The organism is Halostella pelagica, assembly GCF_004762015.1.
GTDB lineage: Archaea > Halobacteriota > Halobacteria > Halobacteriales > Natronoarchaeaceae > Halostella > Halostella pelagica.
Map to the genome: position 1 here is coordinate 335,316 of NZ_SJES01000001.1, position 24,004 is coordinate 359,319.

Consider the following 24,004-nt stretch of genomic DNA (forward strand, 5'->3'; position numbering starts at 1 on the left):
TGAGGAAGGGGCGTACCGGCCTCAGTTACAGTTGAAACGGTCCGGACGGTTCCGGCTCACTCGACCTTGAACGACGGCTCCTCTACGGCCTCGCTCTTACATTCGGGACAGCGCGACGGGCGGTTAGCCACGTCGTCGAAGTCGGTGAAGCCGCAGTCCCGACACTCCGGCGGCGCGGCGAGCAGTTGTTCGTCCGTTCCGTCGAGCGAGCGCGCGACGTGTTGGACGTGGTTCAGGGCGACATCGGCGGTAGTGTCGAACTCCGTCGCGAGCGCGGAGAGCGACAGGGTCTCGTCGCGCAATCGGTCGGCCATCCGCTCGCGCGTCGTAGCATCTGCCTCGCGCATATCGCTGACTCGGACCGCCGGGGATAAAACAGTGACCCGGAGAGGCGAGGCCGAGAGCGCGGCGCGATGCATGCGAGGCGACGAAGGAGCTTTTTTGGCCGAGTGGTTCGAGAGAGTAGCGAACGAACCCGAGTCGAAAAAACGTCGTGGGCTACCGCGTGAAATACGGCGGCTCGTCGCGTTCGTCGAGCGCCCACTCCAGTTCCGCGATAGCGCGGAGGAGTTCGACTTCCATCTCGTCCTCGACGGGCGTGGTCGGCGGGTCGTTCGCGTCGTACTTATCCTCCAGCGCCTCGATCCGCGCCCGGATCTCGTCTTCCGATTTCATTTATCGATTCCCGCAACGGGTCCGAGGGTAATAGAAGGTGGTGCTATCGGCGGCACGGCCGCCGGTTGTTGGAACCGCAGTATATAACGAAGGATAAAGGACTTACCACGCGCCGTTGACGGTCAAGGTATGGATGCTGTCGTACTTGCCGGGGGATATGCCACTCGCCTCTGGCCGATCACGAAGAATCGGCCGAAAATGTTTCTGCCGATCGGCGACTCGACGGTCATCGACCAGATCTTCGAGGAGTTAGAGGACGACGACCGTATCGAGGACGTCTACGTCAGTACGAACGAACGCTTCGCCGAGGACTTTCAACGCCACCTCGCGGAGAGCGAGTTCGACAAACCCGTACTCTCCATCGAAGACACCGCGGAGGAAGACGAGAAGTTCGGCGTCGTCGGCGCGCTCGCACAGCTAGTCGACCGTGAGGGCGTCGACGACGACCTGCTCGTCATCGCCGGCGATAACCTGATCAGTTTCGATATCTCGGACTTCATCGATTTCTTCGCGCGGAAGGGTGAACCGACGCTCGCCGCCTACGATGTGGGGTCGAAAGAACTCGCGAAGTCGTACGGACTAGTCGACCTCGAAGGCGATCAGATCGTCGACTTTCAGGAGAAACCCGACGACCCCAACAGCACGCTCGTCTCTATCGCCTGTTACGCGTTCACCGCCGACACGCTCGACGCACTGGACGAGTATCTCGCCAACGACAACAATCCGGACGAACCTGGCTGGTTCGTCCAGTGGCTCCAGCACCGCCAACCGGTGTACGCCTACACGTTCGACGACGCGTGGTTCGACATCGGCACGCCGGAGAGCTACCTCGACGCGGTGGCGTGGCACCTGAACGGCGACAACCGTATCGCCGAGGACGCGACCATCGAAAACACGTCGGTCGGCGAGAACGTCCACGTCATGAGCGGCGCGGAACTCGTCGACTCGAACGTCGACTCCTCGATCATCTTCCCGGACGCGTCGCTACACGGCGCGGACATTCGGGATTCGATCATCGACCGCGAAACCGACCTCCACAACCTCGACCTGGCCGGCGCGCTCATCGGCGCGCACACCGAGATCCGGAACGGGGATTGATCTCACCCTAACCGCGCGTCGGATATCTTCAGCGTGCCTCGCGACCCGTCCCACTCGCGCTCGTACTCCAGTTCGATAGGCCGGTCCATGTGGGGGCCGTCGGTCACCAGCGTCTCGAACTCGCCGCCCTCGCCGAGGACGTGGACCCCGTACTCCTCGTTGAGGTCCCGGAGGTCATCGAGCGCCTCGCGGTCGAGCGTCCGGCCGAGCCACGACTCGTCGAGGCCGTACGCCGCGACCTGAACGACCGTGATCTCGAACCCCGCGTCTAACATCTCCTCGGCGAGCGTCTCGGGGTCGCGCTGCCAGAGGGGGGCGAACAGGTCGACGTCGAGGCGGTCGCACATCGCCTCGATCCGGCTGGTCTGGTACTCACTCTCGACGGCACCCGCGGTGACGCCTGCGATACCGCCGTCTAGCTCCTCGTCCAGTTCGACGAGCGCCGCCTCCAGCGGTTCGAGTTCGGCGTCGCCCTGCGGCCCGGAGTCGTCCGCGGTCGCCGCACCGAGGTCGTCCGGACGGACGTCGACCAGCGGGATACCGACGCTCTCCGCCGCGAGCGTCGCGAGGTCCGTCGCCGGCACGTGATACATGTACGAATCGTCGTCGGGGTGGACCGTGACGAGGCGGTCGACGGGGTAGCCCCGTTCCAACGCCTGATACAGCGCCCACGAGGAGTCCTTGCCGCCGGAGAAGAGGCTGATCCATGCGCCCGCGTTCTCGTCGCTCATAGTCGACCTACCGGCGGGGCGGGTAAACCAGCTACGAACTGTCGCTACGCGAGAACTCGTCCTCGTCGATGCTGGTGCCGCCGAGATACGAGGCGACCCGGACGCCGACCAGACTGACGAGCACGCCGACGACGACGAACACCGCGAGATGTTCGCCCGCCGAGAGGGAAAACGACGAGACGGAGACGACGCCTAGCTGGAGCGCCGGGACCTGAAACGGGTCGAGGATGTCGGCGCGTTCGAGGAAGTACGCAGAGAACCCGCGGACGACGAGGCCGACCGCGACGACGCCGAACGGGATGTTCAGGTAGGAGCTCCGAACGCTGTCTTTCTGGATGGCGACGTCCAGCAGACGGCCTGTGCTTGCGGCGAGAGCGGCCATCGCCAGCCACGGAACGCTGTCGTGAGCGAACTGCATCGCCGGGATGAGAACGCCACCCTCCATAGCGAGATTCGACACGCCGAGCGCGCCGACGAACACGCCGACCAGCGAGAGGCCCGCGGCGACGACGTACGTGACGATAGAGACTCGCCCGGAGTAAAGCGACTCCTGAACTCGGACGGCGAGGTCGGTGAGGTACTCGTCGACACCGAGGCCCTTGTACAGCAGAAACACGCCGATAACGGCGGTGATAGCAGAAACGGCGATCGCCGGCCCCGCGAGCATCGACAGTATCGGAGCCACCAGAAGGGCGAGTCCGATCGGGACGAGGACGGTCTGACGCAGTTCTTCGTCGGCGAGAAACTGCTTGAGCAGGTAGTACGTCGACTCGATGTCGCGGGCCTGTCGGACGACGACGCGGTCGACGGAGTCCACACGGAGGCGGCTTTCGACGATAGGAACCAGTCGCTCGTCCTCGGCGCTGTCGATGACCACGACGGCCGAATCCGGGTCGTATTCCGCCACCAACTCGTCGAGTTGGCTCGCGACCGACCGGTCCGCACCGACGACGTTGTCACTCCCGCCGGAGACGACGGCGACGACCGACTCGTCGTCGTCGTCCCGGAGGTCGCGGGCGACGCGAAGCGATTCGAGTAGACAGTTGACGCTGGAATCTTCCGGGTCAGCGAGACCGACGTCGGTGACGAGCGAATGAACCGCCTCCCACCCGGAGACGGGCGTCGACAGGCCCGTCTTCCGGACGATGTCGTCCGTACGGTCGACACACACCACGAGCGTGGTCACGGTGTATCCGACCACGCAGCGGTAGAATAAAAATCCCCGACTTACTTGAATCGAAACTCCACGGCTGAGCCGTCGCGGTCGGCGATAACGCCTGCCACGCCGCGGCCGAACGCCCGGGCGACTGCCTGTGTGCCGATACTGAGCTTCTCGCCGATCCCGCGTTCGGGTTCGAACTGTTTGACCGAGACTTCGTCGAGGCCGGCGCGCTCGGCGAGGCGGTCCTCGACGGCGTTGCGGTCGCCGAGCGCGTCGACCAGTCCGTTCGCCTCGGCCTGGCGGCCGTGGTAGATCCGGGCCTCCGTGTCCGCGACGAACTCGCGGTCCACGTCGCGGCTCTCCGCGACGAGGTCGACGAAGCTCTCGTAGCTGCTGTCGATGACGTTTTGGAAGTACGCCCGCTCGTCGTCGGAGAGCGGCTTCATCGGGTCCAAGGTGTCTTTGTACTCTCCGCCGACGAACCGCTCTAAGTCGACGCCGTAGCGGTCGGCGAAGTCGGCGAACTTCCGCTGGTTGGCGATGACGCCGATGCTACCGACGAGGCTGTCCTCGTGGGAGACGAACTCGTCGCTACCGCACGCGATCATGTAGCCGCCGCTGGCGCAGATGTCCTTGGCGTGGGCGACCGTCGGACCGTCGAACTCCGCGACTGCGCGGCGGATCTCGTCGCTCGCGACCGGCTGGCCGCCCGGCGTGTTCAGCGTCACGACGAGCGCCTCGGCGTTGCCGTCGGCGTCCGCCCGCTCTATCTGTTCGACGAGGTCGTCCGCGGACGCCCCGCCGGGCCGTAGTGGCATCCCGCCGCCGTCTGCGGTGATCGGCCCCGTTACCTCGACTTCGCCGACGTTGTACGAGGGAAATACCGTCTCCGCGAGGCTACTCGCTATCCGCAAGCCTACGAACGCCGTCGCGATGACGAGGACGACGCCGACGAGACCGACCGACGACACTCGGTCCGGCACTACGACGAACAGTGCAATGCCGACCGCGGCGGCGACGAGTGCTCCGACGACGACGATTCCGATCTGCGCGAGCGACCGTAGCGTGCCTTCCATGGGATCACCTGCCGTCGTGTTGCGGGCGGCAACGGAAAAGGGTAGACCCTCCGGAAGTACGCGTCGTGAGCGGTCCCGGCGGACTGGCCGGTCACCAGCGGACCTAAAAAACAGAGAGACCCGACACACAGGACGTGACACGACCACTTACACTGTCGGACGGACCCACGAAGACTGTCGATATCCGGCGTGTCGAATCTCGTCACGAAGTCCCGTCCGACAGTATTAGCCGCCGTAGCCTCCGTCGGTCCCGTTCGAGGCGTTACCGCCGGTCACGTTGCCATCAGCAGTGGCGTTGCCCTCTACCGTCTCGTTGTCGGCGGGCGCTTCCCGTTCTTCCGGCGGCACGAACTCGTAGCCGAGTTCCTCGGCGATAGTGCTGAACTGCACTTTGCCTGCCTCCTGAATGTTCATCGTGTCCAGCGCGTCCGCTCCGAGGACTTCGGCCGGCAGAACGAACGGCCACTCGCAGTTCTCGTTCTGCTCGCTCGCTCGATTGAGCCCAGCCTCGAACTGCTCTCTTCCCGCGACGCCCTCGTTTCTCGTCGCGTACTCCGGGATGTCCTCCTCGGCGAGGTCGCCGACGACGAGCCGCATCACCATGCCGAGAAGGAAATGCGGGCCGCAGTACATATCGTACACGCCCTCTTCCTCGAACCGGTACAGCCAGGCCGAACCGGGGCCGAGGACCGGCGATGAAAACGGTTCGGAGCCCTCCGGTACCCGCCGACTATGGCCGATATCGGGATGGAATGCCGTGACTGAGTGGTCGGGGCTCATCACGGAGAACTGGACGATATCGCCGGACTGGATCTGAAGCCCAGTCGGCTCGAAGTAGAGAAACGGCGGGCTGGTTGGCCCCGACGGCGGGGCAACGAGTAGCCGGACCTCGTGGTCCGGTTCGAGTCCCTCGGGAATTTCCTCGATATCCGTCGTCGAATACCCGAACACCGGGTCGATCTGGTCCGAGTCGGCTCCCCCGTCCTCTTGGCCTGTGACCCCGACACCCGTGGCCGCTGCCGTTCCGCCGCCGAGCGAGAGCGTCGCTCCCACGCCGAGTGCTTTCAGGAGAGACCGCCGCTCGAAGCCGGACCATTCACTGAACAGTTCGTCTGACGATTCCCCTGTCTCCCCCTCCGTAGATCCCGTCATTGTTTCACCTGTTGCTGGCGCGCCGCAACGATCGCTACACCTCATCCGGAGATAAACCGCCGTAACCGTTTCAACACTTAACAAAAGCGCCGTACCCAGGCGAGACAGGACCGCTACAGGAGGTAAGGATACACAACTGATGTGTCGGTTCGTGTAGTTCGGCCAGTGTGATCCGCAGCCAGAACCATGTTAATTGTTACCATGTGTCTATAACCCTGTCCGTAATTAGATCCGGGGAAGAACCTGTAAATACTAGACAGTTCCGAGGTCCGAGCGACGATTTTATATGAAATATTAACTCGGGGCGGAGGCTAACACGTGAAATCCCGATACAGACCGTCTCCCGTCTCACCACATTCACGAAAAACCGATCGCGGTATCGCCCCGCTTGATCGGTGAATTCACTGAGAGGGATAGCTGTCATTCAGTTCGGGAGTCCGCCGATGTAGGCTCAGCAGCTACCGGTAACGCAGTTACGACAACTCCCCTGAGACTTCGCCGGCGCTGGCGCTACCGAACCGTACACAGCAGAGAGAACAGCAAAATCGTAGCCGTTTACAGCAGCCCCGTCTTCTGGAGCTTCATCAGGTCCTCGGTGTCGAGGGTCTCGCCGTCCTTGAACTTCTGGTAGATCTCCTCGGCTTCCTCTTTGGCTTCCTGCTCTTTCTTCTCGCGCTCGGACTGACGCTCTTCCTCTTCCTGCTTGTCGAGTTCGCGCAGTCGCTTCTGGACGCGGACGAAGTCCTCGTGGTGCTGGTCGGCGGCCTCCTGGGCCTGGACGAACTTCTCGTGCATCTCGTCGGCCTCGTCACGGATGTCGTCGGCTTCGCGGTAGGCCTCGATCATCTCGTTGTGATGTTCCTGAGCCTTGTCCGCGAGTTCAGTGACCTTCTGGTGGTGTTTGGAGGCTTCCGAGCGGACGGATTCCGCCTTCTCGACGTACTCCTCGAGGTCGTCGTTCTGGTCGAGCTTTTCCTTGCGCTGCTGGTACTCCTCGCGCTTGTCCTCGATCTTCTCGATGAGTTCGCGCTCGTCTTCCGTCGAGAGCACCTCGGTCTGTTGCTTGAATTCGAGGTCCTCGATCTCGCTTTCGAGTTCTTCGAGGTCCTTGCCCTCGTCGAGTTCGAGGTCGGATTTCATCTCCTCGACCTTGTCGAAGAGCTCGTTCGCCTTCGCGTTGAGTTCGTTGCGCTGCTCTTTGTGCTCTTGAACGAGTTCGTTGAGCTCGTCGCGTTTCTCGCGGTGTTCCTGCGCCTCGTCGACCTTCTCGCGAGTTTTCGCGTTGAGATCGTCGCGGTTGGACGCTCGTTCCGAGGCCATCTGGTTCAGGTCGTTCCGTCGGTCTCGGAGCTGACCGGCGAGTTTGATGAGCTGCCCTTTGGCTTTGTTTTCGAGATCGTCCTCTGTGAGTTCTACGTTCTGTGTTTCGTCTACCATGTGTTAGTCAAACCTCTGTGCCATACCCGCACCGGCGGAGATAGTCGTCGCTGACCGTGTGTAACTGACCGTGGATAAGGATTCCCTGTCATGTTGGTCGAGCGAGCGATTCTACCGGAACGCCGGTGACGTTCTGGTAACCGTTAATAGTCCCGTGATAGGTATAAAAGTACCGGTCGGTTATCCCCTGAAAACAGTTGCCACGCGGCCAGAGAGACGTGTAAACGGTTGTCACACGATGGGAGCCAGTTATAAACGGTAGGCGTTGAACACGGTTCGGTCGGACAGGGTCAACAGCAGTTCGACCGCCTCCGCGTCCCGCGGTACGTCCGCCGTCCCGGCGGCGACCGTATCGTGAGCGTCGACGGTCACGTCCTCGGTTCCCTCGGCGTTGCCTGCGGTCCAGGCGAGCGTCGGTTCGACCGCGTCCGGCCCGTCGTTGACGACGGTAACCCCGACAGAGCCGGCCTCCGGCGGCGAATCCAGAACTGCCTGGACAGGCTCGAACGACTGGGTGAGCGCCTCGTACCCGGGTTTCTCCGAGCCGTCGTGAGCGAGGACACCCATCCCCGCGTCCGGAGCTGTATCCCTGAGCGCGAACGCCGCGAGTACGTCCGTGCCGCGTCGGCGGAGCGTCTCGGTCACCGTCTTCAGCGTCGCGGCCTGGTAGGACTGCGACATTTCGGGGTCGTCGTCGCCGACCTTCATCTCGTGAGCGTCGGCGTCGAACCCCGGCACGTCGTCTCCTCCCGTAGCGTCGCCGCCGAACGCGAGTGACCCCGCACCGTACTCGCCCACGATGTCGCCCAGATCCGGATATCGGTCGAGAAGCCATTCGGCGTCCGTCGCCGTGCCGTACTTCCACCCCGGGTAGAGGTGTGCGGCGTCCGGCGCTGTCCCCGGCGGTCCGGCGACGGGGATGACCGGCGCGTCCGCCGGAAACGCGTCCCCAACCGCATCGTCGGAGCCGTGGTCGTAGTCCGTCCGCCAGGCCCGCCAGCGGAAGCGGTATCTGCCGACTCGTCCGCCGCTGACGGGAGCCGCGAACGGCGACCGCGGGTCATCGTGGACGCCGTAGAGAGAGACGCTCGGATGATGCCCGTACTCGTCGGCCAGCGCCGTCGCGAGAGCTTCACCCCGGTCGACATCGTACTCGCGGTCGCCCGTGAGAGGGAGGTCCTGCCAGACGAGCACTCCCGCGTCGTCACACGCCTCGTGAAGGTCGTGCGGCGGCACGTGTGCGTGCGCTCGAACGAGGTTAGCGTTCGCCGCGGCCGCGCGCTCGACATCCGTCGCGGGGTCGTCCGACGGTAACACGTTAACCCCGCGTGCGCTCACGCGCTGACCGTTCACGAACAGACCGTCGTCGCCGTACTCAACCGTCCGGAGACCGGTCGTTTCGCTGACGCTCGTCTCGCCGAGTTTGGCGCGGACGGTGTAGCGGTGTTGCGAGCCGTAGTCGTGCGGCCACCACCGCGACGGGTCCCGCACCCGTATCTCCCGGGTCAGCGTCGTCCGCTCGCCCGCCGCAGCGGTGACGCTCGCCTGCTCCATCGTCCCCCCACCGCGGAACCCCTCCGGCCGCGTCGAAAAGGTGACTCGGTCGTCGAGTTTTGCGGCGGCATCGACCGTCACCGCCGCTTCGATGACAGCCCCGTCGTCCTCGATACGCGGCCTGACGGTCATCCCGTCGAGAAACGTCTCCGGGCGGACGCGGACGCGTGCGTCCCACCAGATACCCGGAACTGCGGCGTCTTCGGGAAGTAGGTCGGTCGTCTGGACGCCGCCGAAAGCGTCTTGCGGGGCGTGACACTCCACGACGAGTTCGTTTCGCTCAGCCGGGTCGAACTCGAACCGAGCCGGTACGAAGTACGCGTCGTGTTCGCCCAGTAACTCGCCGTTCATCCAGATGCTCGCCCGAGCGAACAGCCCTCGAAGTTCGAGTAGCGTCCGCTGCGTGTCGCTCGCGCGGGGGTCGTCGAATCGGAGCCGGTAGGCGACCGTGTCCTCGCCGGCGAACCGTTCCGGTCTCCCGGGGACAGTCACGTCAACCCACTCGTCAGCGTCCGGTGGCTCCCCGTCATCGTGCGGATCGACCGCCGCTGCCGTCCACGCGCCCGTCATCACTACCCACGACACCGGACCCGGGTGAAATAGTCTTTACGTCGTGTCTCCGCTTTCACTTTCACTTTCACTCCGGGGACGGGTCGCTTTAACGTACGGGGGTGGTGAACGTCCGGATATGCTGGAACGGCTTTCCCCGACGTGCGAGGACGGCGAATGCGACCGCGCGCTCAGCGACGACGCTCTGATGCTGGAGATGGAGCGAGACGGGGGCGTTCGCCGCGCCTACGAGTGCGACTGCGGGGCCGTCACGGTGACGGTCGTCAAACGCTCCCGCTACAGTAGCAACTGATACGGACTGTTGTAGCTGTTTACCGGTATACGCCGACCCCGTGTCGGCGCTATTCGGAAATGACTTACAACAGTCCGTATGAAAGTCAAGGCACACCTGCTCGTACGTCAGCGATGCGATCAGCGTGTGAATCGTTTCAGTGACTGCGACACTACCGTCGGCTGTAACTTCGGACATCTTATCTGGCCGAAATTCTTCCGCGGTTTACAGCAGACAGTATAAGTGCGCCGGTCGGCAAGCGCCGTCCATGAAAGAAACCGTACACGCTCGCGGTCACGAGAACGTGACCGCAGCGCATACGAGCACGTTCGAGGTGACGACGGACGACTATCTCACCCCCGCCGGCGACTGTATCCTCGCCGTCGAAGCCGACCGTTCCCCGGCCGATTTCGATCCCGCGTTCGTCGAGGCATGCCGCGACCCCGAGGCCACGATCACCGCTACCTTCGAGGCCGCGGGCTACTCGGAGACGGTCCGCGGCCGCGGCGACCCCGATCTCGAACTGACGAGCGACCGGAGCATGGTCGGCCGCACGAGCGACTACGTGGACGACCGGACGTTCCTGCTCGGTGCGGGGTTCGCCGCCAGCGGGTTCGACCGCGGCCTCGTCGACGCGCTGGCCGACGGCGCGGAACTGACTGTCACCGTCGAAGTAGCGTGACGCCGTCAGTCCGCCAGATAACCGAGGTCCCGAAGTTTCTCGCCGACTGACTCCCCCGCCGACTGGTCGTAGGTCGCGGGGTCGTAACCGCCCGCGTCGGTCGCCGTCGTCTCGTACCACGGGACCAGATGCAGCGACGGGAGCGGCATCCGTCGCGGGTGGCCGTACACGCCCCACTCGCCGAGGGCGTTGCCGTGGTCGGCGGTGACGACTGCTCGCTCCGCGTCGGCGTTCTCCAGGAGAACGGCGACGTCGTCGAGGACGTGTTCGAGGTTGTTCCGGTACGCGGTCCAGAGCCGTTCCTCCGATACCTCACCGTCTCGGAGTTTCTCCCACGCGTTACCGGGCAACCAGCCCGCGTCCTCACGCTGGAACCCAGCGCCGACGCCCGGATCGGGGATGGAGGGAAAGTGCGGTTGCATGTAGTGGGCGACGACCCGTTCCGGGTCGCGATCGCGCAGAAGCGTGATCGTGCGGTCGGTGACGGGTCTCGGAGGGACGGTCTCCCGCTCGGCGTCCCAGGCGTACCGCCACACCTCGTCCAGTGCGGCGAACCGGTTCGGGTCGAGCAGTTCGTCGGAGAACGGGTTCGCGGTGACGTACGCCGTCTCCGCGACCGCCGCCTCGTCGGCCGTGCCGAACGTCCGCTTCAGCCAATCGTGTGAGTGGCTCGCCGGCGAGGCGACCCGCCGCGGTCGGTCGAGAAAACGGTAGTCGGACGCCACAGAAGCCATCAGGTCGGCCCGACAGCCGTCGAGGACGACCAGGAGGTCCCACTCGCGGTCGTAAACCGTGGGCGCGAACCGCCAGACTGCGTCGAGGCGTCGTAATCCGCCGCGGTACAGTTCGTCGGTCGACTCCCGAAGCGCAGTGACGGGGTCCTCCGCTCCGAACCGACGGTACGTTTCCCCCAGCCAGTCCCCCAGAGACATACCCACTCGTACCACGATCTCCCACTTAAGGCCGTACCCGTCCTATTTGTGGCCGCTCGTCGAATAGCGTCCGAATGACCGTGCCACTGGCGGGGAAACTCCGCGAAGAGGCCCAGACCGCGTACAACCGGGCCGTCCGCCCGCACCTGCCGTACAAAGTCGGCGTGTTCAACGGCGTCGCGTCGCGACGCATCCGTCTGCTCGACTTGACCGACACGTTTCCCGACTACGAGGCGGCCGTCGTCGACGCGACGCGCGAGCGCGTCGAACCGGGCGACGAGGTCGTCGTGGTCGGCGGCGGCTACGGCGTCACGAGCGTCGCCGCTGCTCGCGCCGCGGGGCCGGACGGACACGTCACGACGTACGAACCGGCACGCAACCGGTTCGAGATAGCCAGACACACCGCGTCGCTCAACGAGGTCGAAGACAGAGTCTCCGTCCGTCGTAAACTCGTCGGACCTGGCGTGAAAATCGACGGCGAAGGGGACCGAACAGACCGAGTCTCGCCGTCGGCACTCCCGGACTGTGACGTCCTCGAACTGGACTGTGAGGGCGCGGAAGCCGCGATCATCGAATCGATGACCGCCCGTCCGCGGGCGGTCGTCGTCGAGACCCACGGTTGTTTCGGCACGCCAGAGTCCGACACTCGCGAGGCGTTGGCGGAACGGGGGTACGAAGTTATCGACCGAACACCCGACGAACCCGACCGCGGCATCGTCGTCCTCACCGCGGAGCGAGTGACTGAACACGGTGGATAGTTGTGCGCTCGGTCCCGTACTACGACGCATGTCCGAGGACGCTGAGCCGACGGAGAACATCAGCGGCGGCGACGAGGGATGGACCGAGTTCGCCGAGACAGCAGCCGGCGATGCGAGTACCCGCGCGGAGGCGGTCGTCGACCGCCTCGGCGAGATGTACTGGCAGAAAGCGTACGGCGGTCGCGACGCCTTCGAGTGTTTAGTCCGAACTATCCTGAGCCAGAACACCAGCGACAAGGCGAGCCAACCGGCCCACGACGCGCTGATGGAACGGTACGGCGGGGCAGACCTCGACCTCGCCGAGCGACTCGCCGCCGCCGATCAGTCCGAACTCGCCGAAACCATCTCCGGCGCGGGCCTGTACAACCAGAAGTCGGAGGTCATCATTCAGACCGCCGAGTGGGTCCTAGAAGAGTTCGGTTCCGAGACTGCGTTCGACGAGTTCGTGCAGTCGGGGGACCCGTCCGCGGTCCGCGACACGCTCCTTTCGGTCACCGGCGTCGGCCCGAAGACGGCTGACTGCGTCCTGCTGTTCTCGGGCGGTCGCGGCGGCGTGTTCCCCGTCGACACCCACGTCCACCGCATCGCGCGACGACTCGGCGTCGCGCCGTCCGACGCCGACCACGAGGGAGTGCGCGCGGAACTGGAGCGAGACGTACCCGCCGAAAAGTGCGGCTTCGGTCACACGGCGATGATCCAGTTCGGCCGCGAGTACTGTACGGCGCGCAAGCCGGCCTGTCTGGAGGGGCCGGAGGCGTGTCCGATGGAGGACCTCTGCGACCAGACAGGTGTCTATCCGGCGACGGGCGAGGTAGAGGACCCCGCGGAGGCGCGGACCGACGCGGACTAACGCGCTATCAGGACGACGGAGAGGACGGCGAACCCGACGCCGGCGACGTCCGTCGCCTCGACGGATTCGCCCAGCACGGCGACGCCGAGTACCGCCGCGACGACGAAATACAGCGCGCTGACGGTAGTGACGATGCTCGTCTGCCCTCGCTCCAGTCCCGCGTAGAAGGCGACGGCCGCGATGCCCGCGAACACGCCAGCACCCAGGGCGACTGCCACGCCGGTCTTCGCCGTCGCTACTGGCTGGTCCCGCGCGAAGACGTACGCCAGCGCGATGGCGACGCTCGTCGCGTAGGAGAAGATCATCGCGGAGACGGGGTCGATGTATCGCGTCGCCACGTCCGCCAGCACTGCCCACACGCCCCACGAGACCATCGCCGCCAGCGCGAACAGTATCGTCGCGTTCGTCATAGGCGACGGCACGAAGGGCAGCGAGGTAACGACTTCGGAAGCGATGCGGAGCGGACGGAGGCGGCGCGGAGCGGTGGCCGCGCTCGGCGTTCATGCCGAGCGCACGGGGGAGGGCAGGCACCCGGAGCGTGCCTCCGCGACCGCGGAGGCTCGCGCAAACTGGCGGGCCTGGAACGAGCGCCTCCGGCGCTCGTTGGCGTCTTCGCGAACGAAGTGAGCGAAGGCTCGGGAGAGCTTCGCTCTCCCGGTGGACATTGAAAGGGCGCAGCGGCGGACGCCAGTCCGCCGCAAGGGCTTTCAGACGAAGCGGAACGTCTCTAGGTTCTTCGGCGCGAACGTCCGCATGTTGTAGTCGTGATACAGCGCCGACGAGAGGTCCTGCGTCGAGGACTCGTCGCCGTGAACGCAGAGCACCTTCTCGGGGCGGGGATTCATCGTCTTCACGAAGTTCTCCAGTCCCTGGCGGTCGGCGTGGCCGGAGAAGCCGTCGACGGTCTCGACCTCCATGTCCAGCGTGAGAGTGTTGCCGCGGCCGTTGCCGCGGTTGTCGACCGGGATCTCGTCCCAGCCGTTCTGGATGCGTCGGCCGAGGGTCCCCTGGGCCTGGTAGCCGACGAACGTGAGCGTGCTGTCCGCCTCGCCGCCGAGGTGGCGGAGCCAGGACATGATCGGACCGCCCTCGACCATCCCCGACGTCGAGAGGACGATGCAGGGACCGCCGTCGGCGACCTCGCGGCGTTCCTCCTCGCCGCCGTCGATGTGATTGAACTGGTCGGCGAGGAACGGGTTCTCGTCGTCGTGGAAGATGCGGTCGCGGAGGTCGTCGCGGAGATACTCGGGGTACGTCGAGTGGATAGCCGTGGCCTCCCAGATCATCCCGTCGAGATGGACGGGCATCTCGGGAATGTCGCCGGTCCGCATCGCCTCTTCGAGGACGAGCATCATCTCCTGAGAACGTCCCACCGCGAACGCCGGGATGAGGATCTTCCCGTCGCGGTCGTACGTCTGATTGATGACCTCTTTCAGCTTCCGCTCGGAGTCCTCCTGGTCGGTCTGGTAGTCGTTCCGGCCGCCGTAGGTCGACTCCAGCACGAGCGTCTCGACGCGCGGGAAGTCGTTGACCGCGCCGTTGAACAGGCGCGTGTCGTCGTAGTGGATGTCGCCGGAGAACGCGACGTTGTAGAGGCCGTCGCCGATGTGGAAGTGAGTGACTGCGGAGCCGAGAATGTGGCCGGCGTTGTGCAGCGTGAGCTTCACGTCCGGCGCGATGTCGGTGACGTCGCCGTATTCGAGCGGGATGGTGTGTTTGATCGCCTCGCGCACCATCTCGGAGTCGTACGGGGGCGCGCGGCCCTCCTTTGCGGCGACGTCCAGATAGTCGAGTTGGAGCAGGCCCATCAGGTCGCGGGTCGGTTCGGTCGTGTAGATAGGACCGTCGTAGCCGTACTTGAACAGAAGCGGGATGAGCGCCGAGTGGTCGAGGTGGGCGTGCGTCAGGATGACGGCGTCGATGTTCTGTGCGCCTGCGCCGAGCGCTTCGGGCACCTGCAGATACGGGACCTCGCCTTCGGCTCCGGGCTTGTCGCCGCAGTCGATGAGAATGCGCGTTTCAGGCGTCGAGAGGATGAAGGAGGCGCGGCCGACCTCGCGGCAACAGCCGAGCGTGGTGATGCGGACGTACTCGTCGTCGGACATCTCCTCTCTGTGGATCTGGCGGCCGACCTTCTCTAAGATGTCGCGGCGTTCGTCGCGTTCCTGCTTGAGGAAGTTCCGGACGTTAGACACTGTGGAGGACTCGATGGGCGGCGTTCGGACGACTTCGGGCGTCCAGCCGACCTTCTGGGTGATATCTCGGAGCGTGCTCCCGTGGCGGCCGATCACCATTCCGGGCTTTTCCGCCTCGATAACGACTTCGCCGGTGTCGGCGTGGAAATCGAGATCCGTGACACCGGCGTCGTCCGGGATGACCGCCATGATCTCCTCGCGGGCGTCGCGGGGCTTCGAGAGGACGTCGGGGTCGGGCCGGACGGTAATCCGCTTGCGGAGTTTACTCGCGAGTTGGCGGATGAGGTCTCCTTTCTGCGCGAATTTCTTCGGGTCACGGGTGTAGACGACGAGTTCGGGGCCCTCGTATTTCACGTCGGACACCGAGATGTCGCTCGGCAGTTCGCTCGTTATCTCTGTGCGTAAATCGTCGAGTTGTTGGTCAACTGAACTCATAGTGAGAGCTGGATAGCGTATCCGTTATCGAGGTTCTCCCGTCCGTCCGCGGGGCCATCGCCGAACCGAGTGCACGGTGAGCCGTCGAAGCGACGCCGTTGGTCGACGTGCTGTTTGACGGTTCGCCACTGTGTCGTAACACTGTATACATAGGGATATCGTCCCGGTGATGTTGTGGGCGGCGCGTTCTGCGATACGCTCGGGGATGGGTCCCACTTGCTGCGGGAAGGTCTGAGAGAACCCGCTTACTCGGGCATATTACTTCCTTGTTATAAAAGCCTTCGCAATACCGGGTACGCATCGACGGAGACGGTCCCCCGCCGGCTGGAATCTCCGGTTTTCGAAGTCGGCCGACAGTATAAGCCGCTCGCGTCCGTACGGGGCGGCGATGCACGTCTCACCCGACACTGTCGCCGACGAGCGCGACTGGGTGCGCTCGCGCGCGGACGTCGTCGTCCCGTTACTGAACGACCTCCGCGCGGAGTTCACCGAAATATTCGACACCGACGTCGATCCGGTGACCGCCGAGATGTACCGGACGGAGGTCGACGCCGTGTTCGCTGACGGCGACCTCGCGGTCAACGTCGCGGCGTTCGTCGTCACGCTCCGGGAACTGGACGTCGAGGGTGATTATCCGGGGTTCGTCGTGGACGAACTGCTCGGCAGACAACTCGCAGGCATGATCGCCGGCGGCCAGCCGCTCGGACTGCTCGGTGAGGCCGCCTTCCACTACGCGGACGTCATCCACCATCCCGAGGACGCGACGGCGGGGAGCGACGACCTGGAGGCCGCGCTCGCGGCGGGGTTCCAGACCCGGCTTCCGGGGTGGAACTGGACCGAGGGCCCGAGTCCGTTCCGCGTGGATTAGTACGTCTCGCGGAGATAGGCCGTTATCTCGTCGACCAGTTCGGGGTCGTACGTCCAGAAGCCGTAATACTCGTCGGGCGTGCGTTCCTCGGCGATCAGCGCGGACTTGTTCGCGTCGTCGCCGCCGCCCTCGAAGGCGAGAAACCAGAAATCGCCGATCTCGTCGGCTGATTCCGTCTGGACCGTGACACCGTCGATGTCCGGCGCGTCCCACTCGTCGGAAATGTAAACGCGGACGGCGAGGTCGTCCCGTTCGCCGAGCGATTCGTACAGCGATACCTGGTCTCTCAGGGCCGGGAGAGACTGGAATCCGACGTACAGCGTTCCCCGACCGACGCGCCAGGCGCGGTCCTCTATCTCGCGAGCGGTGGCGAGCATCTGCCTGCGGTCGTACGACGCGAACACCGTCTTGTCGAACAGGTCGAGATACTCCTGAAAGGCGGCGTCGTCGACCGCGTTAGTCGGGCCTTCGGGCAGCGAACGGGCACGTTCGATAGTCTCGAGAGGCACCGTGCCCCGGAACTCGTCGTCTCGTCGGACAACGACGAACCCTCCGGTTCCGGTGTCGGGGAGACGGCGGTGGGTCACGTCGACGTTTCGAAGTGAGAGTCGGGCCTCCAGGTCGGACGAGGCCGACGGCGAGTATTCGACTACCGTGCGACGCTGCCGTTCGATCCGGTCGACGAAGTCCCGCAGTAACACGACTCATCCACCCTGTGACCGGAGTGGCGACGGCGTCTCGGTCGTTCGTGCTCGTTCGACCGAAAGGGACTCGACGAGCAACTTCTGGATCTCGTCCGAAAGGTCGCGGAGTTCGACATGGTGAGACTCCCAGTCGTACTCCAGAAACCCGAAGTCGGCCAGCATCGGCAGGTGAACGTGGTGGAGGTCGGTACGGATCCGATTTCGCCGGTGCGGCGTAGTGGTAATTCCGCGGCCTACCGTCAACCAGCCCGAAATGACATCGGCCAACTCGTCGAGCGATGCGTCGTCGTGTTCCAGTAGGTAATACAGCACGTGACGGCGACGGGCATCGCTCAACGCGCAGAACACGTCGTTCGGGTCGCCAACAGTGACGGTCATCGTAGTGGGAATCCTCGTTCAGTGGGCAGATATCGCTCCGTTGAATTGCAAGGTTATAACATACCACACCTAGCGGGAAATACGCTTGCATATCTCACCGACAGAGACTCCACGTCCTGTCGCTCTGACTGCTCGTCTGCGGTCGGATCCTTACCCGATTTCGACACCGAACGCGTCGGCCAGGTCGACGCGTTCCATCGGCATCGCGTGATCCAGAACCGATTCGACAACCGGTGGGAGGGCTGCCAGCGCGACTCGCCCCGTTTCGCGGTCGTAGGTGACGAGCGACGTAGCTTCGAGTTTCTGTAGGTGTACGTGGTCAAGGCGTATCAGCATCTCGTCGCGGTATCCGGACAGCGAGAGCGTCGGGGTGTCGACCAGCGCCTTCGTCGCAAGAACGTCCGCGAGTTCGTCGACGGTCGTGGTCGGACGTTCGCGGAGGTAGTAGAGAGTAAAGCGACGCTTTTCGTTGGCAAGCGTTCCGAATATCTCGTCGAGGGAGGTCGACGTGACGTTCTGTGACTCTGCGTCGAGGGTGCGATCGGTAGGGGCCATATACTTTCAGGTGTTTTCATCCAGAAACTATAGTTCTTTGTCCCCGAAATCCGACCGGACCGTGTTCGGAGGTCGCCTCTCAGTCGATCCCGAACACGGCGCGTTTATTACTCCGGTCCCCCGACGAAGAACCATGAGTGGCGAGCAGGAACTCGGAATCACCGAGAGCAAAGAGCACAGCCCCGGCGACTGGTACGCCGAGGTCGTCCAGAAGGCCGGCCTCGCCGACTACGCGCCGATGGGCGGATTCATCGTTACTCGCCCCCGCGGGTACGCCCTCTGGGAAGCGATACAGGACCGTCTCGACGGCTGGTTCAAGGAGACGGGCGTCACGAACGCCTACTTCCCGATGTTCATCCCGGAGAGCTACCTCGAACGCGAGAAAGACATCGTCGAGGGATTCGACCCCGAGGTAGCGTGGGTCACCAAGGGCGGCCACGATGAACTAGAAGAGCCCCTCGCCGTCCGTCCCACGAGCGAGAGCATCATCGCGCCGTTCATGGCCAAGTGGACGCGGAGCCACCGCGACCTGCCCCTGCGACTGAACCAGTGGTGCAGCGTCGTCCGGTGGGAGGCAACCGAGACGAAGCCGTTCTTCCGTACGAAGGAGTTCCTCTGGCAGGAGGGCCACACCGCCCACGAGACCGAGGACGAGGCCTGGACGGAGACGATGACGCGTCTCGACCAGTACGAGCGGATCTACGAGGACGAACTGGCCATACCGGTCCTTCGCGGGCGCAAGCCGGAACACGACAAGTTCCCCGGCGCGGACACGACGACGACCGTCGAGGCGCTGATGCCGGACGGCAAGTCCGTTCAGGGCGGAACCAGCCACTACCTCGGCCAGTCCTTCGCCGAGGCGTTCGACATCACCTTCATCGACGAGGACGAGGAGGAGCGAGTCGCCCACACCACCTCGTGGGGGCTCTCGTGGCGCGCGCTCGGCGCGCTGATCATGACCCACAGCGACGACCAGGGGCTCGTCTTGCCCCCGACGGTCGCGCCCACCCAGGTCGCCATCGTCCCCATCTGGCAGGAAGACACCAAAGACGACGTGCTCCAGTACTCCGCGGAGATCGCCGCCGAACTCGAAGACGCCGGTGTCAGCGTCGAACTCGACGACCGCGACGGTCGCAACCCCGGGTTCAAGTTCAACGAACACGAGTTGAACGGCGTTCCCGTCCGCCTGGAGATCGGCCCCAACGAGGTCGAAGACGAGCGCGTGACAGTCGTCCACCGGCCCGACGGCGAGTCGGTCGAGGAGGACCGCTCGGGGATCGCAGACACGGTCGAGGAACACTTCGACACCGTGTACGACAAGCTGTACGCCGCCGCCGAGAAGAACCTGGAAGAGAACGTCCGCGAGGCCCACAGCCCCGAGGACATCCTGGGCACGATCGGCCGCTACGGCGGGTACGTGAAGACGCCGTGGTGCGGCGACGAGGCGTGCGAGACGGCCATCAAAGAGGAGATCGCCGCCGAGATCGTCATGCTTCCGCTCGACGAGGACGGCGCGTCGTCCGCGGAGTCGGCGGAAGGCGACGACGACGGCGAAGAACAGATCGGCGACGAGTGCGGCGTCTGCGGCGACGAGGCGACGGAGACGGCGTACTTCGCGAAGTCGTACTGACGCTCACCCCACCAGAACCACGTACAGCGCGACGGTCCAGACCAGGCTTCCGATCCCCTCGACCGCGAGCAGCGTCGCGGCGCGGACCGGGGCTGCGAGCAGGTAGCCGACCGGCCGCGCCAGTCGCGGGAGGCCGTCGGCCGCGTCGAGCAGGCCGTCGGTGTCGGACGGGCTCGGTATCGCGGTCCACGCGAAACACCCGCCGAGCCAGAGAAATGGGAGCGACAGCGGCGACCCGAGCGCCCGTGCGACGCCGAACGCGGCGACGGCGAGGGCGCTGTTGACGGCGAACGGCGCGACGGCGATGGCGAAATCGGCCCCGAACCGGTCGGTCGGCGCGTGGTCGACGAACGCCGCTTTTCCGAAGGGGTTCAGCGAGGGCGTCGAGTGGACTCTCACGCCGGTCAGGCGACAGGCCGCCACGTGGGCGTACTCGTGTGTCAGGATGCCCGGTGCGAGGACGAGGGTGAGCGGAACGTACCAGGCGGCGCGGAGGACCGAAGCGAACGACATCGTGTGACGTGTGCGTCGCTCGTCACGTAAATGCTGTCAGTGCGTTCGGTACCGTACGACGGCTGATACTGTCGGACGTAACTGTTTCAGATGTTTCGCGGGAACGTCCCCGCGAAATTCTTCACTGACTTCCGTCCGTCAGTATGAGTCTCTCCATCCATCTATTTCGAACGAGGGGTGATACTGTCGGACAGAACTATGAGATACTCGATCGTTCGGACGCGGCCGTCGCCGCCGGAGGCGGCCGGGTTCGCCATCGACTTCGCACAGGCGACTGTCCGATAGTTGAGGCCACCGCTACGTCGACCAGCGGCTAGACCACCAGTCCCCGGTGCAGAACGTACCACTCAATAGCGGTATTGAGACGAAAGGACCGGTCCGGTACGATATAAACCAATAATATAAAATTCCTAATATTTACTGAGAGAGGACAGTAGTGACACCGTCGGGGCGGCGGTCGCGGGAGTTCGCCTCGGTGATGACAAAAGCAATGACTGAAATCCAGTTCGACGGCGAAGTCGCTACTCGACACAGACGCATCGATCCGGACCGGTGGGATGACATCTACGTCGTCGGCGATGTCCACGGGTGCCGGCAGGAACTGGAGGCGCTACTCAACGCCCTCGAACCGACGACCGACGACCTGCTCGTCTTCGTCGGCGACCTGATCAGAAAAGGGCCGGACAGTCCGGGCGTCCTCCGGCACGTCAGGAGCGCCCCCAACGCGATCAGCGTCCGCGGGAACAACGAGGACAAGGTGCTACGCGGTGACAAGCGGCTTCCGGAACTCACTGACGACGACGCCGCTTTCCTCTCGACGTTACCCGTCGCGATATCGTGGGACGATGCGCTAGTGGTCCACGGCGGCGTCGACCCGCGGCGGCCGCTCGTCGACCAGAGCGTGGACGGCCTGCTGACCCGGCGCTCGATCCCGGTGGGACGGGGGTACGATGGCCCGTTCTGGTTCGAACAGTACGCCGGATCGCCCCGCGTGTTCTTCGGCCACACCGTCCTCGACGCTCCGTTCGTCGGCGAGGCCGCACTCGGTCTCGACACGGGGTGTGTCTACGGAGGGGACCTGACGGCGTACGACTACTACGCCGACGAGTTCGTGAGCGTTCCAGCCGAACGAGCGTACGAAACCCGGAGCGACGAGAAGATACTCTCGCCGTCCTCCATCGAGGCCGAACATCGATGAGCGAGGAACGCACCCCAGACGCGGTGGACGACGACGCGGATCCCGTCGAACCGGGGGGTGACCTGACGGAGTACGAACCGGCGTCGTCAGAGACGACCGGCACAGCCGAAACAGAGCCGGAAACTCGCCGGTGTCAGGAAACCCGCCAGTGTCCGGAGATTCGTCGGTGTCTTGTCTGTGGCACGGAAGTGCCCGCTGCCGACTCGAAGTGTCCGCTCTGCCGGTCGATGGATATCGCCGGGGCCGATGCGGACCGGGCGACCGATTCGACGGCTCTCGTTCCGGACGTAGTCACGTCGGACGGCGGGCAGTCTGTTCCCGTCGCTGAAACGGACGCGTCCGATCCGGTCGGGATCGACCTCTCTGACCCAGCGTACTACCTCAACCGGGAACTGAGCGAACTCGCCTTTCAGCGGCGTGTGCTGGCGGAGGCGCTCGACCGGGAGAACCCGCTGCTGGAGCGGGTGAAGTTCCTCGACATCTTCACGCGGAACATGGACGAGTTCTTCCGAAAGCGCGTCGGCGGCCTGAAACAGCAGATGGCCGCCGGCATCACGGAGCGCACGCCCGACGGGCGGACGCCGGAGGAGCAGTGGATCGAGGTGCTAGAGACGGCCAGACCCATGTTCGAACGCCAGGTGGAGTGTTACCGGGAATCGATCCGGCCCGCCCTGGCCGACGCCGGAATTCACATCACCGACTACGACGACCTGTCGCCGACGGAGCGGTCGGAACTCCGGAGCTACTTCGAGTACTCCGTGCTACCGACTCTGACGCCGCTTACGTTCGACCCGGCCCATCCGTTCCCGTTCATCTCGAACCAGAGCCTCTCGCTCGCAGTGCTCACCCGCGAGGAGCCCGGAGACGATCTTACGTTCTCCCGGGTGAAGATCCCCCGAAACCACGTCCGGTTCGTCGAGGTCGGCGACGAGCGGTACGTCCCGCTGGAACAGATCGTACGGTCGAACCTCGACCTCCTCTTCCCGGACGTGACGGTCGTCGACACCGGCATGTTTCGAGTGACCCGTAACGCGGAGGTCGGACGGGACGAGGAGGTCGCCGAGGACCTGACCGAGATGATAGCGGAGGTGATCGCCGAACGGCGGTTCGCGACTGCCGTTCGCCTCGAAGTCGAAGCGGACATGCCCGCGGCGGCGCTGTCGATACTGCAGCGACAGCTCGACCTCGACGACCGCGAGGTGTTCAGGCTGGGCGGGCCGCTGGAGTTCCGCGACTTCGAGGCGCTGACCGAACTCGACCGCCCGGATCTCAAACTCGACGAGTGGACGCCCCAGCCGCACCCCCGGTTGACCGACAGCGACGCGGCAGGGAGCGACATCTTCACCGAAATCCGGCGTGACGACGTGCTGATCCACCACCCCTATCACTCCTTCGAGGCGACCGTCCAGCGGTTCCTGGAGACGGCCGCCCGAGACCCTGACGTGCTGGCCATCAAGGCGGCTATCTACCGAACTGCGAGCGACTCGCAGGTGATAGAAAGCCTCATCGAGGCCGCCCGTAACGGCAAGCAAGTGGCGGTAATGGTCGAACTGAAGGCCCGGTTCGACGAGGAGAACAACCTCGAGTGGGCCAAGCGTCTAGAGGAGGAGGGGATCCACGTCGCCTACGGAACTATCGGCTACAAGACTCACACGAAGACGTCACTGGTCGTCCGGGACGAGGGCGACGGCGTCCAGTTGTACTCGCACGTCGGGACGGGGAACTACCACTCCGAGACGGCCAAGACGTACGAGGACCTCGGACTGCTTACGGCCGACCGCGGCGTCGGACAGGACCTCGTGAAACTGTTTAACTACTTCACCGGCTACTCGCTCCACGAGGAGTACCGGAAGCTCCTGATCGCGCCGGGGAACATGCGCGAGCGGTTCGTCGATCTGATCCGCGCCGAAGCCGAGCGCGCCAGAGCGGGCGAACCCGCCAGCATCACCGCCAAGATGAACCGCCTCGAAGACCCGGATCTCGTCCGGGAACTGTACGAAGCCTCGATGGCGGGTGTCGACATCGACCTCGTCGTCCGGGACATCTGCCGACTCCGGCCCGGGCTGACGGGAGTCAGCGAGACTATCGACGTGTACAGCATCGTCGGTCGGTTCCTCGAACACTCCCGGGTGTTTCGGTTCCATGCTGGCGGCGAGCCGGAACACTACATCGGCTCGGCCGACTGGATGACCCGTAACCTAAACAACAGGGTCGAGACGGTCGTTCCGACCGACGACCCGCGGCTCCGTGAGGAACTCGACCGCATCCTCGATACGGCGCTGTCGGACACCCGGAACGCCTGGGAGATGCGGTCGGACGGCACGTACGTCCGCCGAGAGTCCGACCCTGGCGAGCCGCTTCGGGACAGTCACGCGCAACTGATGCGTCGTGCCGAGCGGGCGGTCCGCGAGAAACGAACGGGCGGCCTCTGACGGCTTCTTACTCGGAACTGCCCGCTCGATCCGGGTTCGGTCCGCGACGCCGTCACCAGTACCCGTGCGAACGTACGTCGCGCCTGATATCCGTGTCCGGACTTGTATTATATATATTACCTAGTGTGGGATTATATTCCACTTAGCC

At 64.5% G+C, this 24,004-nt stretch carries 24 protein-coding genes; 9 read left to right on the forward strand and 15 right to left on the reverse strand.

From position 1 onward, the window contains the following. Positions 1–56: 56 nt before the first annotated feature. A complete protein-coding gene (locus EYW42_RS01695; protein WP_135533521.1) occupies positions 57–347 on the reverse strand; it encodes a transcriptional regulator in 291 nt (96 codons plus the stop codon). Between the two features lie 151 nt (positions 348–498). After that, positions 499–675, reverse strand: a complete 177-nt coding sequence (locus EYW42_RS19640; RefSeq protein ID WP_168192929.1) for a hypothetical protein — start codon at positions 673–675, stop codon at positions 499–501. 129 nt (positions 676–804) lie between these two features. Between EYW42_RS19640 and EYW42_RS01700 the strand changes: the two genes are divergently transcribed. Beyond that, positions 805–1,773, forward strand: coding sequence for a sugar phosphate nucleotidyltransferase (locus EYW42_RS01700; protein ID WP_135533522.1), 969 nt, complete (start codon positions 805–807; stop codon positions 1,771–1,773). 2 nt (positions 1,774–1,775) lie between these two features. Here EYW42_RS01700 and EYW42_RS01705 read toward each other — a convergent pair whose 3' ends face one another. The 6 genes from EYW42_RS01705 to EYW42_RS01730 all read right to left on the reverse strand — a co-directional run bounded on the left by EYW42_RS01705 (position 1,776) and on the right by EYW42_RS01730 (position 9,455). Continuing rightward, the gene (locus EYW42_RS01705) at positions 1,776–2,504 is read right to left on the reverse strand and encodes a diphthine--ammonia ligase (RefSeq protein ID WP_135533523.1); all 729 of its coding nucleotides are present in this window, start codon (positions 2,502–2,504) and stop codon (positions 1,776–1,778) included. Between the two features lie 31 nt (positions 2,505–2,535). Continuing rightward, complete coding sequence (locus EYW42_RS01710; RefSeq protein ID WP_135533524.1) at positions 2,536–3,690, reverse strand: DUF373 family protein; 1,155 nt, start codon at positions 3,688–3,690, stop codon at positions 2,536–2,538. Between the two features lie 41 nt (positions 3,691–3,731). After that, positions 3,732–4,742, reverse strand: coding sequence for a signal peptide peptidase SppA (sppA, locus tag EYW42_RS01715; protein ID WP_135533525.1), 1,011 nt, complete (start codon positions 4,740–4,742; stop codon positions 3,732–3,734). A gap of 225 nt (positions 4,743–4,967) precedes the next feature. After that, positions 4,968–5,894: a cupredoxin domain-containing protein gene (locus tag EYW42_RS01720; protein WP_135533526.1), complete on the reverse strand. Its 927-nt coding sequence runs from the start codon at positions 5,892–5,894 to the stop codon at positions 4,968–4,970. Between the two features lie 555 nt (positions 5,895–6,449). Beyond that, positions 6,450–7,331 (reverse strand): coiled-coil protein, encoded by an 882-nt coding sequence (locus tag EYW42_RS01725; RefSeq protein WP_135533527.1) that lies wholly within the window; start codon positions 7,329–7,331, stop codon positions 6,450–6,452. A 249-nt stretch (positions 7,332–7,580) separates the two neighbouring features. Beyond that, a complete protein-coding gene (locus tag EYW42_RS01730; RefSeq protein ID WP_135533528.1) occupies positions 7,581–9,455 on the reverse strand; it encodes a hypothetical protein in 1,875 nt (624 codons plus the stop codon). A 118-nt stretch (positions 9,456–9,573) separates the two neighbouring features. Between EYW42_RS01730 and EYW42_RS19645 the strand changes: the two genes are divergently transcribed. Together EYW42_RS19645 and EYW42_RS01735 are read left to right on the forward strand one after the other, a co-directional pair. Further along, positions 9,574–9,747: a hypothetical protein gene (locus EYW42_RS19645; RefSeq protein ID WP_168192928.1), complete on the forward strand. Its 174-nt coding sequence runs from the start codon at positions 9,574–9,576 to the stop codon at positions 9,745–9,747. A 247-nt stretch (positions 9,748–9,994) separates the two neighbouring features. After that, positions 9,995–10,408: a DUF371 domain-containing protein gene (locus EYW42_RS01735; RefSeq protein ID WP_135533529.1), complete on the forward strand. Its 414-nt coding sequence runs from the start codon at positions 9,995–9,997 to the stop codon at positions 10,406–10,408. A gap of 5 nt (positions 10,409–10,413) precedes the next feature. On the opposite strand, the gene EYW42_RS01740 is transcribed toward EYW42_RS01735, so the two are convergent. After that, positions 10,414–11,340 (reverse strand): hydrolase, encoded by a 927-nt coding sequence (locus EYW42_RS01740; protein ID WP_135533530.1) that lies wholly within the window; start codon positions 11,338–11,340, stop codon positions 10,414–10,416. Positions 11,341–11,414: 74 nt separating this feature from the next. On the opposite strand from EYW42_RS01740, the gene EYW42_RS01745 reads away from it, so the two are divergent. Together EYW42_RS01745 and EYW42_RS01750 are read left to right on the forward strand one after the other, a co-directional pair. After that, a complete protein-coding gene (locus EYW42_RS01745; RefSeq protein ID WP_135533531.1) occupies positions 11,415–12,098 on the forward strand; it encodes a protein-L-isoaspartate(D-aspartate) O-methyltransferase in 684 nt (227 codons plus the stop codon). A gap of 28 nt (positions 12,099–12,126) precedes the next feature. Next, positions 12,127–12,948, forward strand: coding sequence for an endonuclease III domain-containing protein (locus EYW42_RS01750; protein ID WP_135533532.1), 822 nt, complete (start codon positions 12,127–12,129; stop codon positions 12,946–12,948). Here EYW42_RS01750 and EYW42_RS01755 read toward each other — a convergent pair. Continuing rightward, entirely contained in the window at positions 12,945–13,358 is a 414-nt protein-coding gene (locus EYW42_RS01755; RefSeq protein ID WP_135533533.1) for an EamA family transporter, read from the reverse strand. The two genes, EYW42_RS01750 and EYW42_RS01755, sit on opposite strands and share 4 nt — an antisense overlap. A 297-nt stretch (positions 13,359–13,655) precedes the next feature. Next, positions 13,656–15,578, reverse strand: a complete 1,923-nt coding sequence (locus EYW42_RS01760) for a beta-CASP ribonuclease aCPSF1 (RefSeq protein ID WP_135533534.1) — start codon at positions 15,576–15,578, stop codon at positions 13,656–13,658. Between the two features lie 388 nt (positions 15,579–15,966). Between EYW42_RS01760 and EYW42_RS01765 the strand changes: the two genes are divergently transcribed. Further along, on the forward strand, positions 15,967–16,446 hold the full coding sequence (locus EYW42_RS01765; protein WP_135533535.1) for a hypothetical protein: 480 nt from the start codon (positions 15,967–15,969) through the stop codon (positions 16,444–16,446). On the opposite strand, the gene EYW42_RS01770 is transcribed toward EYW42_RS01765, so the two are convergent. From EYW42_RS01770 to EYW42_RS01780, 3 genes are all read right to left on the reverse strand, one after another. Then, positions 16,443–17,147, reverse strand: coding sequence for a DICT sensory domain-containing protein (locus EYW42_RS01770; RefSeq protein WP_135533536.1), 705 nt, complete (start codon positions 17,145–17,147; stop codon positions 16,443–16,445). The genes EYW42_RS01765 and EYW42_RS01770 overlap by 4 nt on opposite strands. A gap of 3 nt (positions 17,148–17,150) precedes the next feature. Next, entirely contained in the window at positions 17,151–17,528 is a 378-nt protein-coding gene (locus EYW42_RS01775) for a DUF7344 domain-containing protein (protein WP_135533537.1), read from the reverse strand. Between the two features lie 150 nt (positions 17,529–17,678). Beyond that, positions 17,679–18,083, reverse strand: a complete 405-nt coding sequence (locus tag EYW42_RS01780; RefSeq protein ID WP_135533538.1) for a DUF7344 domain-containing protein — start codon at positions 18,081–18,083, stop codon at positions 17,679–17,681. 133 nt (positions 18,084–18,216) lie between these two features. On the opposite strand from EYW42_RS01780, the gene proS reads away from it, so the two are divergent. Next, entirely contained in the window at positions 18,217–19,713 is a 1,497-nt protein-coding gene (gene proS / locus EYW42_RS01785) for a proline--tRNA ligase (protein ID WP_135533539.1), read from the forward strand. A 3-nt stretch (positions 19,714–19,716) separates the two neighbouring features. Here proS and EYW42_RS01790 read toward each other — a convergent pair whose 3' ends face one another. After that, a complete protein-coding gene (locus EYW42_RS01790; protein ID WP_135533540.1) occupies positions 19,717–20,226 on the reverse strand; it encodes a hypothetical protein in 510 nt (169 codons plus the stop codon). A 490-nt stretch (positions 20,227–20,716) separates the two neighbouring features. Between EYW42_RS01790 and EYW42_RS01795 the strand changes: the two genes are divergently transcribed. Both EYW42_RS01795 and ppk1 read left to right on the forward strand, forming a co-directional pair. Then, on the forward strand, positions 20,717–21,424 hold the full coding sequence (locus tag EYW42_RS01795; protein ID WP_135533541.1) for a metallophosphoesterase: 708 nt from the start codon (positions 20,717–20,719) through the stop codon (positions 21,422–21,424). Then, entirely contained in the window at positions 21,421–23,856 is a 2,436-nt protein-coding gene (ppk1, locus tag EYW42_RS01800) for a polyphosphate kinase 1 (protein ID WP_135533542.1), read from the forward strand. Before EYW42_RS01795 ends, ppk1 begins: the two co-directional genes overlap by 4 nt. Positions 23,857–24,004: the final 148 nt, after the last annotated feature.

Bases quoted from the DNA above. Each gene is read 5' to 3' on its own strand.
- proS (WP_135533539.1), top strand. From the start codon at position 18,217: ATGAGTGGCGAGCAGGAACTCGGAATCACCGAGAGCAAAGAGCACAGC.
- EYW42_RS01760 (WP_135533534.1), bottom strand. From the start codon at position 15,578: ATGAGTTCAGTTGACCAACAACTCGACGATTTACGCACAGAGATAACG.
- EYW42_RS01745 (WP_135533531.1), top strand. From the start codon at position 11,415: ATGACCGTGCCACTGGCGGGGAAACTCCGCGAAGAGGCCCAGACCGCG.
- EYW42_RS01790 (WP_135533540.1), bottom strand. From the start codon at position 20,226: ATGTCGTTCGCTTCGGTCCTCCGCGCCGCCTGGTACGTTCCGCTCACC.
- EYW42_RS01720 (WP_135533526.1), bottom strand. From the start codon at position 5,894: ATGACGGGATCTACGGAGGGGGAGACAGGGGAATCGTCAGACGAACTG.
- EYW42_RS19645 (WP_168192928.1), top strand. From the start codon at position 9,574: ATGCTGGAACGGCTTTCCCCGACGTGCGAGGACGGCGAATGCGACCGC.
- EYW42_RS01780 (WP_135533538.1), bottom strand. From the start codon at position 18,083: ATGGCCCCTACCGATCGCACCCTCGACGCAGAGTCACAGAACGTCACG.
- EYW42_RS01700 (WP_135533522.1), top strand. From the start codon at position 805: ATGGATGCTGTCGTACTTGCCGGGGGATATGCCACTCGCCTCTGGCCG.
- EYW42_RS01755 (WP_135533533.1), bottom strand. From the start codon at position 13,358: ATGACGAACGCGACGATACTGTTCGCGCTGGCGGCGATGGTCTCGTGG.
- EYW42_RS01750 (WP_135533532.1), top strand. From the start codon at position 12,127: ATGTCCGAGGACGCTGAGCCGACGGAGAACATCAGCGGCGGCGACGAG.
- EYW42_RS01725 (WP_135533527.1), bottom strand. From the start codon at position 7,331: ATGGTAGACGAAACACAGAACGTAGAACTCACAGAGGACGATCTCGAA.
- EYW42_RS01740 (WP_135533530.1), bottom strand. From the start codon at position 11,340: ATGTCTCTGGGGGACTGGCTGGGGGAAACGTACCGTCGGTTCGGAGCG.
- EYW42_RS01705 (WP_135533523.1), bottom strand. From the start codon at position 2,504: ATGAGCGACGAGAACGCGGGCGCATGGATCAGCCTCTTCTCCGGCGGC.
- EYW42_RS01735 (WP_135533529.1), top strand. From the start codon at position 9,995: ATGAAAGAAACCGTACACGCTCGCGGTCACGAGAACGTGACCGCAGCG.
- EYW42_RS01695 (WP_135533521.1), bottom strand. From the start codon at position 347: ATGCGCGAGGCAGATGCTACGACGCGCGAGCGGATGGCCGACCGATTG.
- EYW42_RS01775 (WP_135533537.1), bottom strand. From the start codon at position 17,528: ATGACCGTCACTGTTGGCGACCCGAACGACGTGTTCTGCGCGTTGAGC.
- sppA (WP_135533525.1), bottom strand. From the start codon at position 4,742: ATGGAAGGCACGCTACGGTCGCTCGCGCAGATCGGAATCGTCGTCGTC.
- EYW42_RS01765 (WP_135533535.1), top strand. From the start codon at position 15,967: ATGCACGTCTCACCCGACACTGTCGCCGACGAGCGCGACTGGGTGCGC.
- EYW42_RS01730 (WP_135533528.1), bottom strand. From the start codon at position 9,455: ATGACGGGCGCGTGGACGGCAGCGGCGGTCGATCCGCACGATGACGGG.
- EYW42_RS01795 (WP_135533541.1), top strand. From the start codon at position 20,717: ATGACTGAAATCCAGTTCGACGGCGAAGTCGCTACTCGACACAGACGC.
- ppk1 (WP_135533542.1), top strand. From the start codon at position 21,421: ATGAGCGAGGAACGCACCCCAGACGCGGTGGACGACGACGCGGATCCC.
- EYW42_RS19640 (WP_168192929.1), bottom strand. From the start codon at position 675: ATGAAATCGGAAGACGAGATCCGGGCGCGGATCGAGGCGCTGGAGGAT.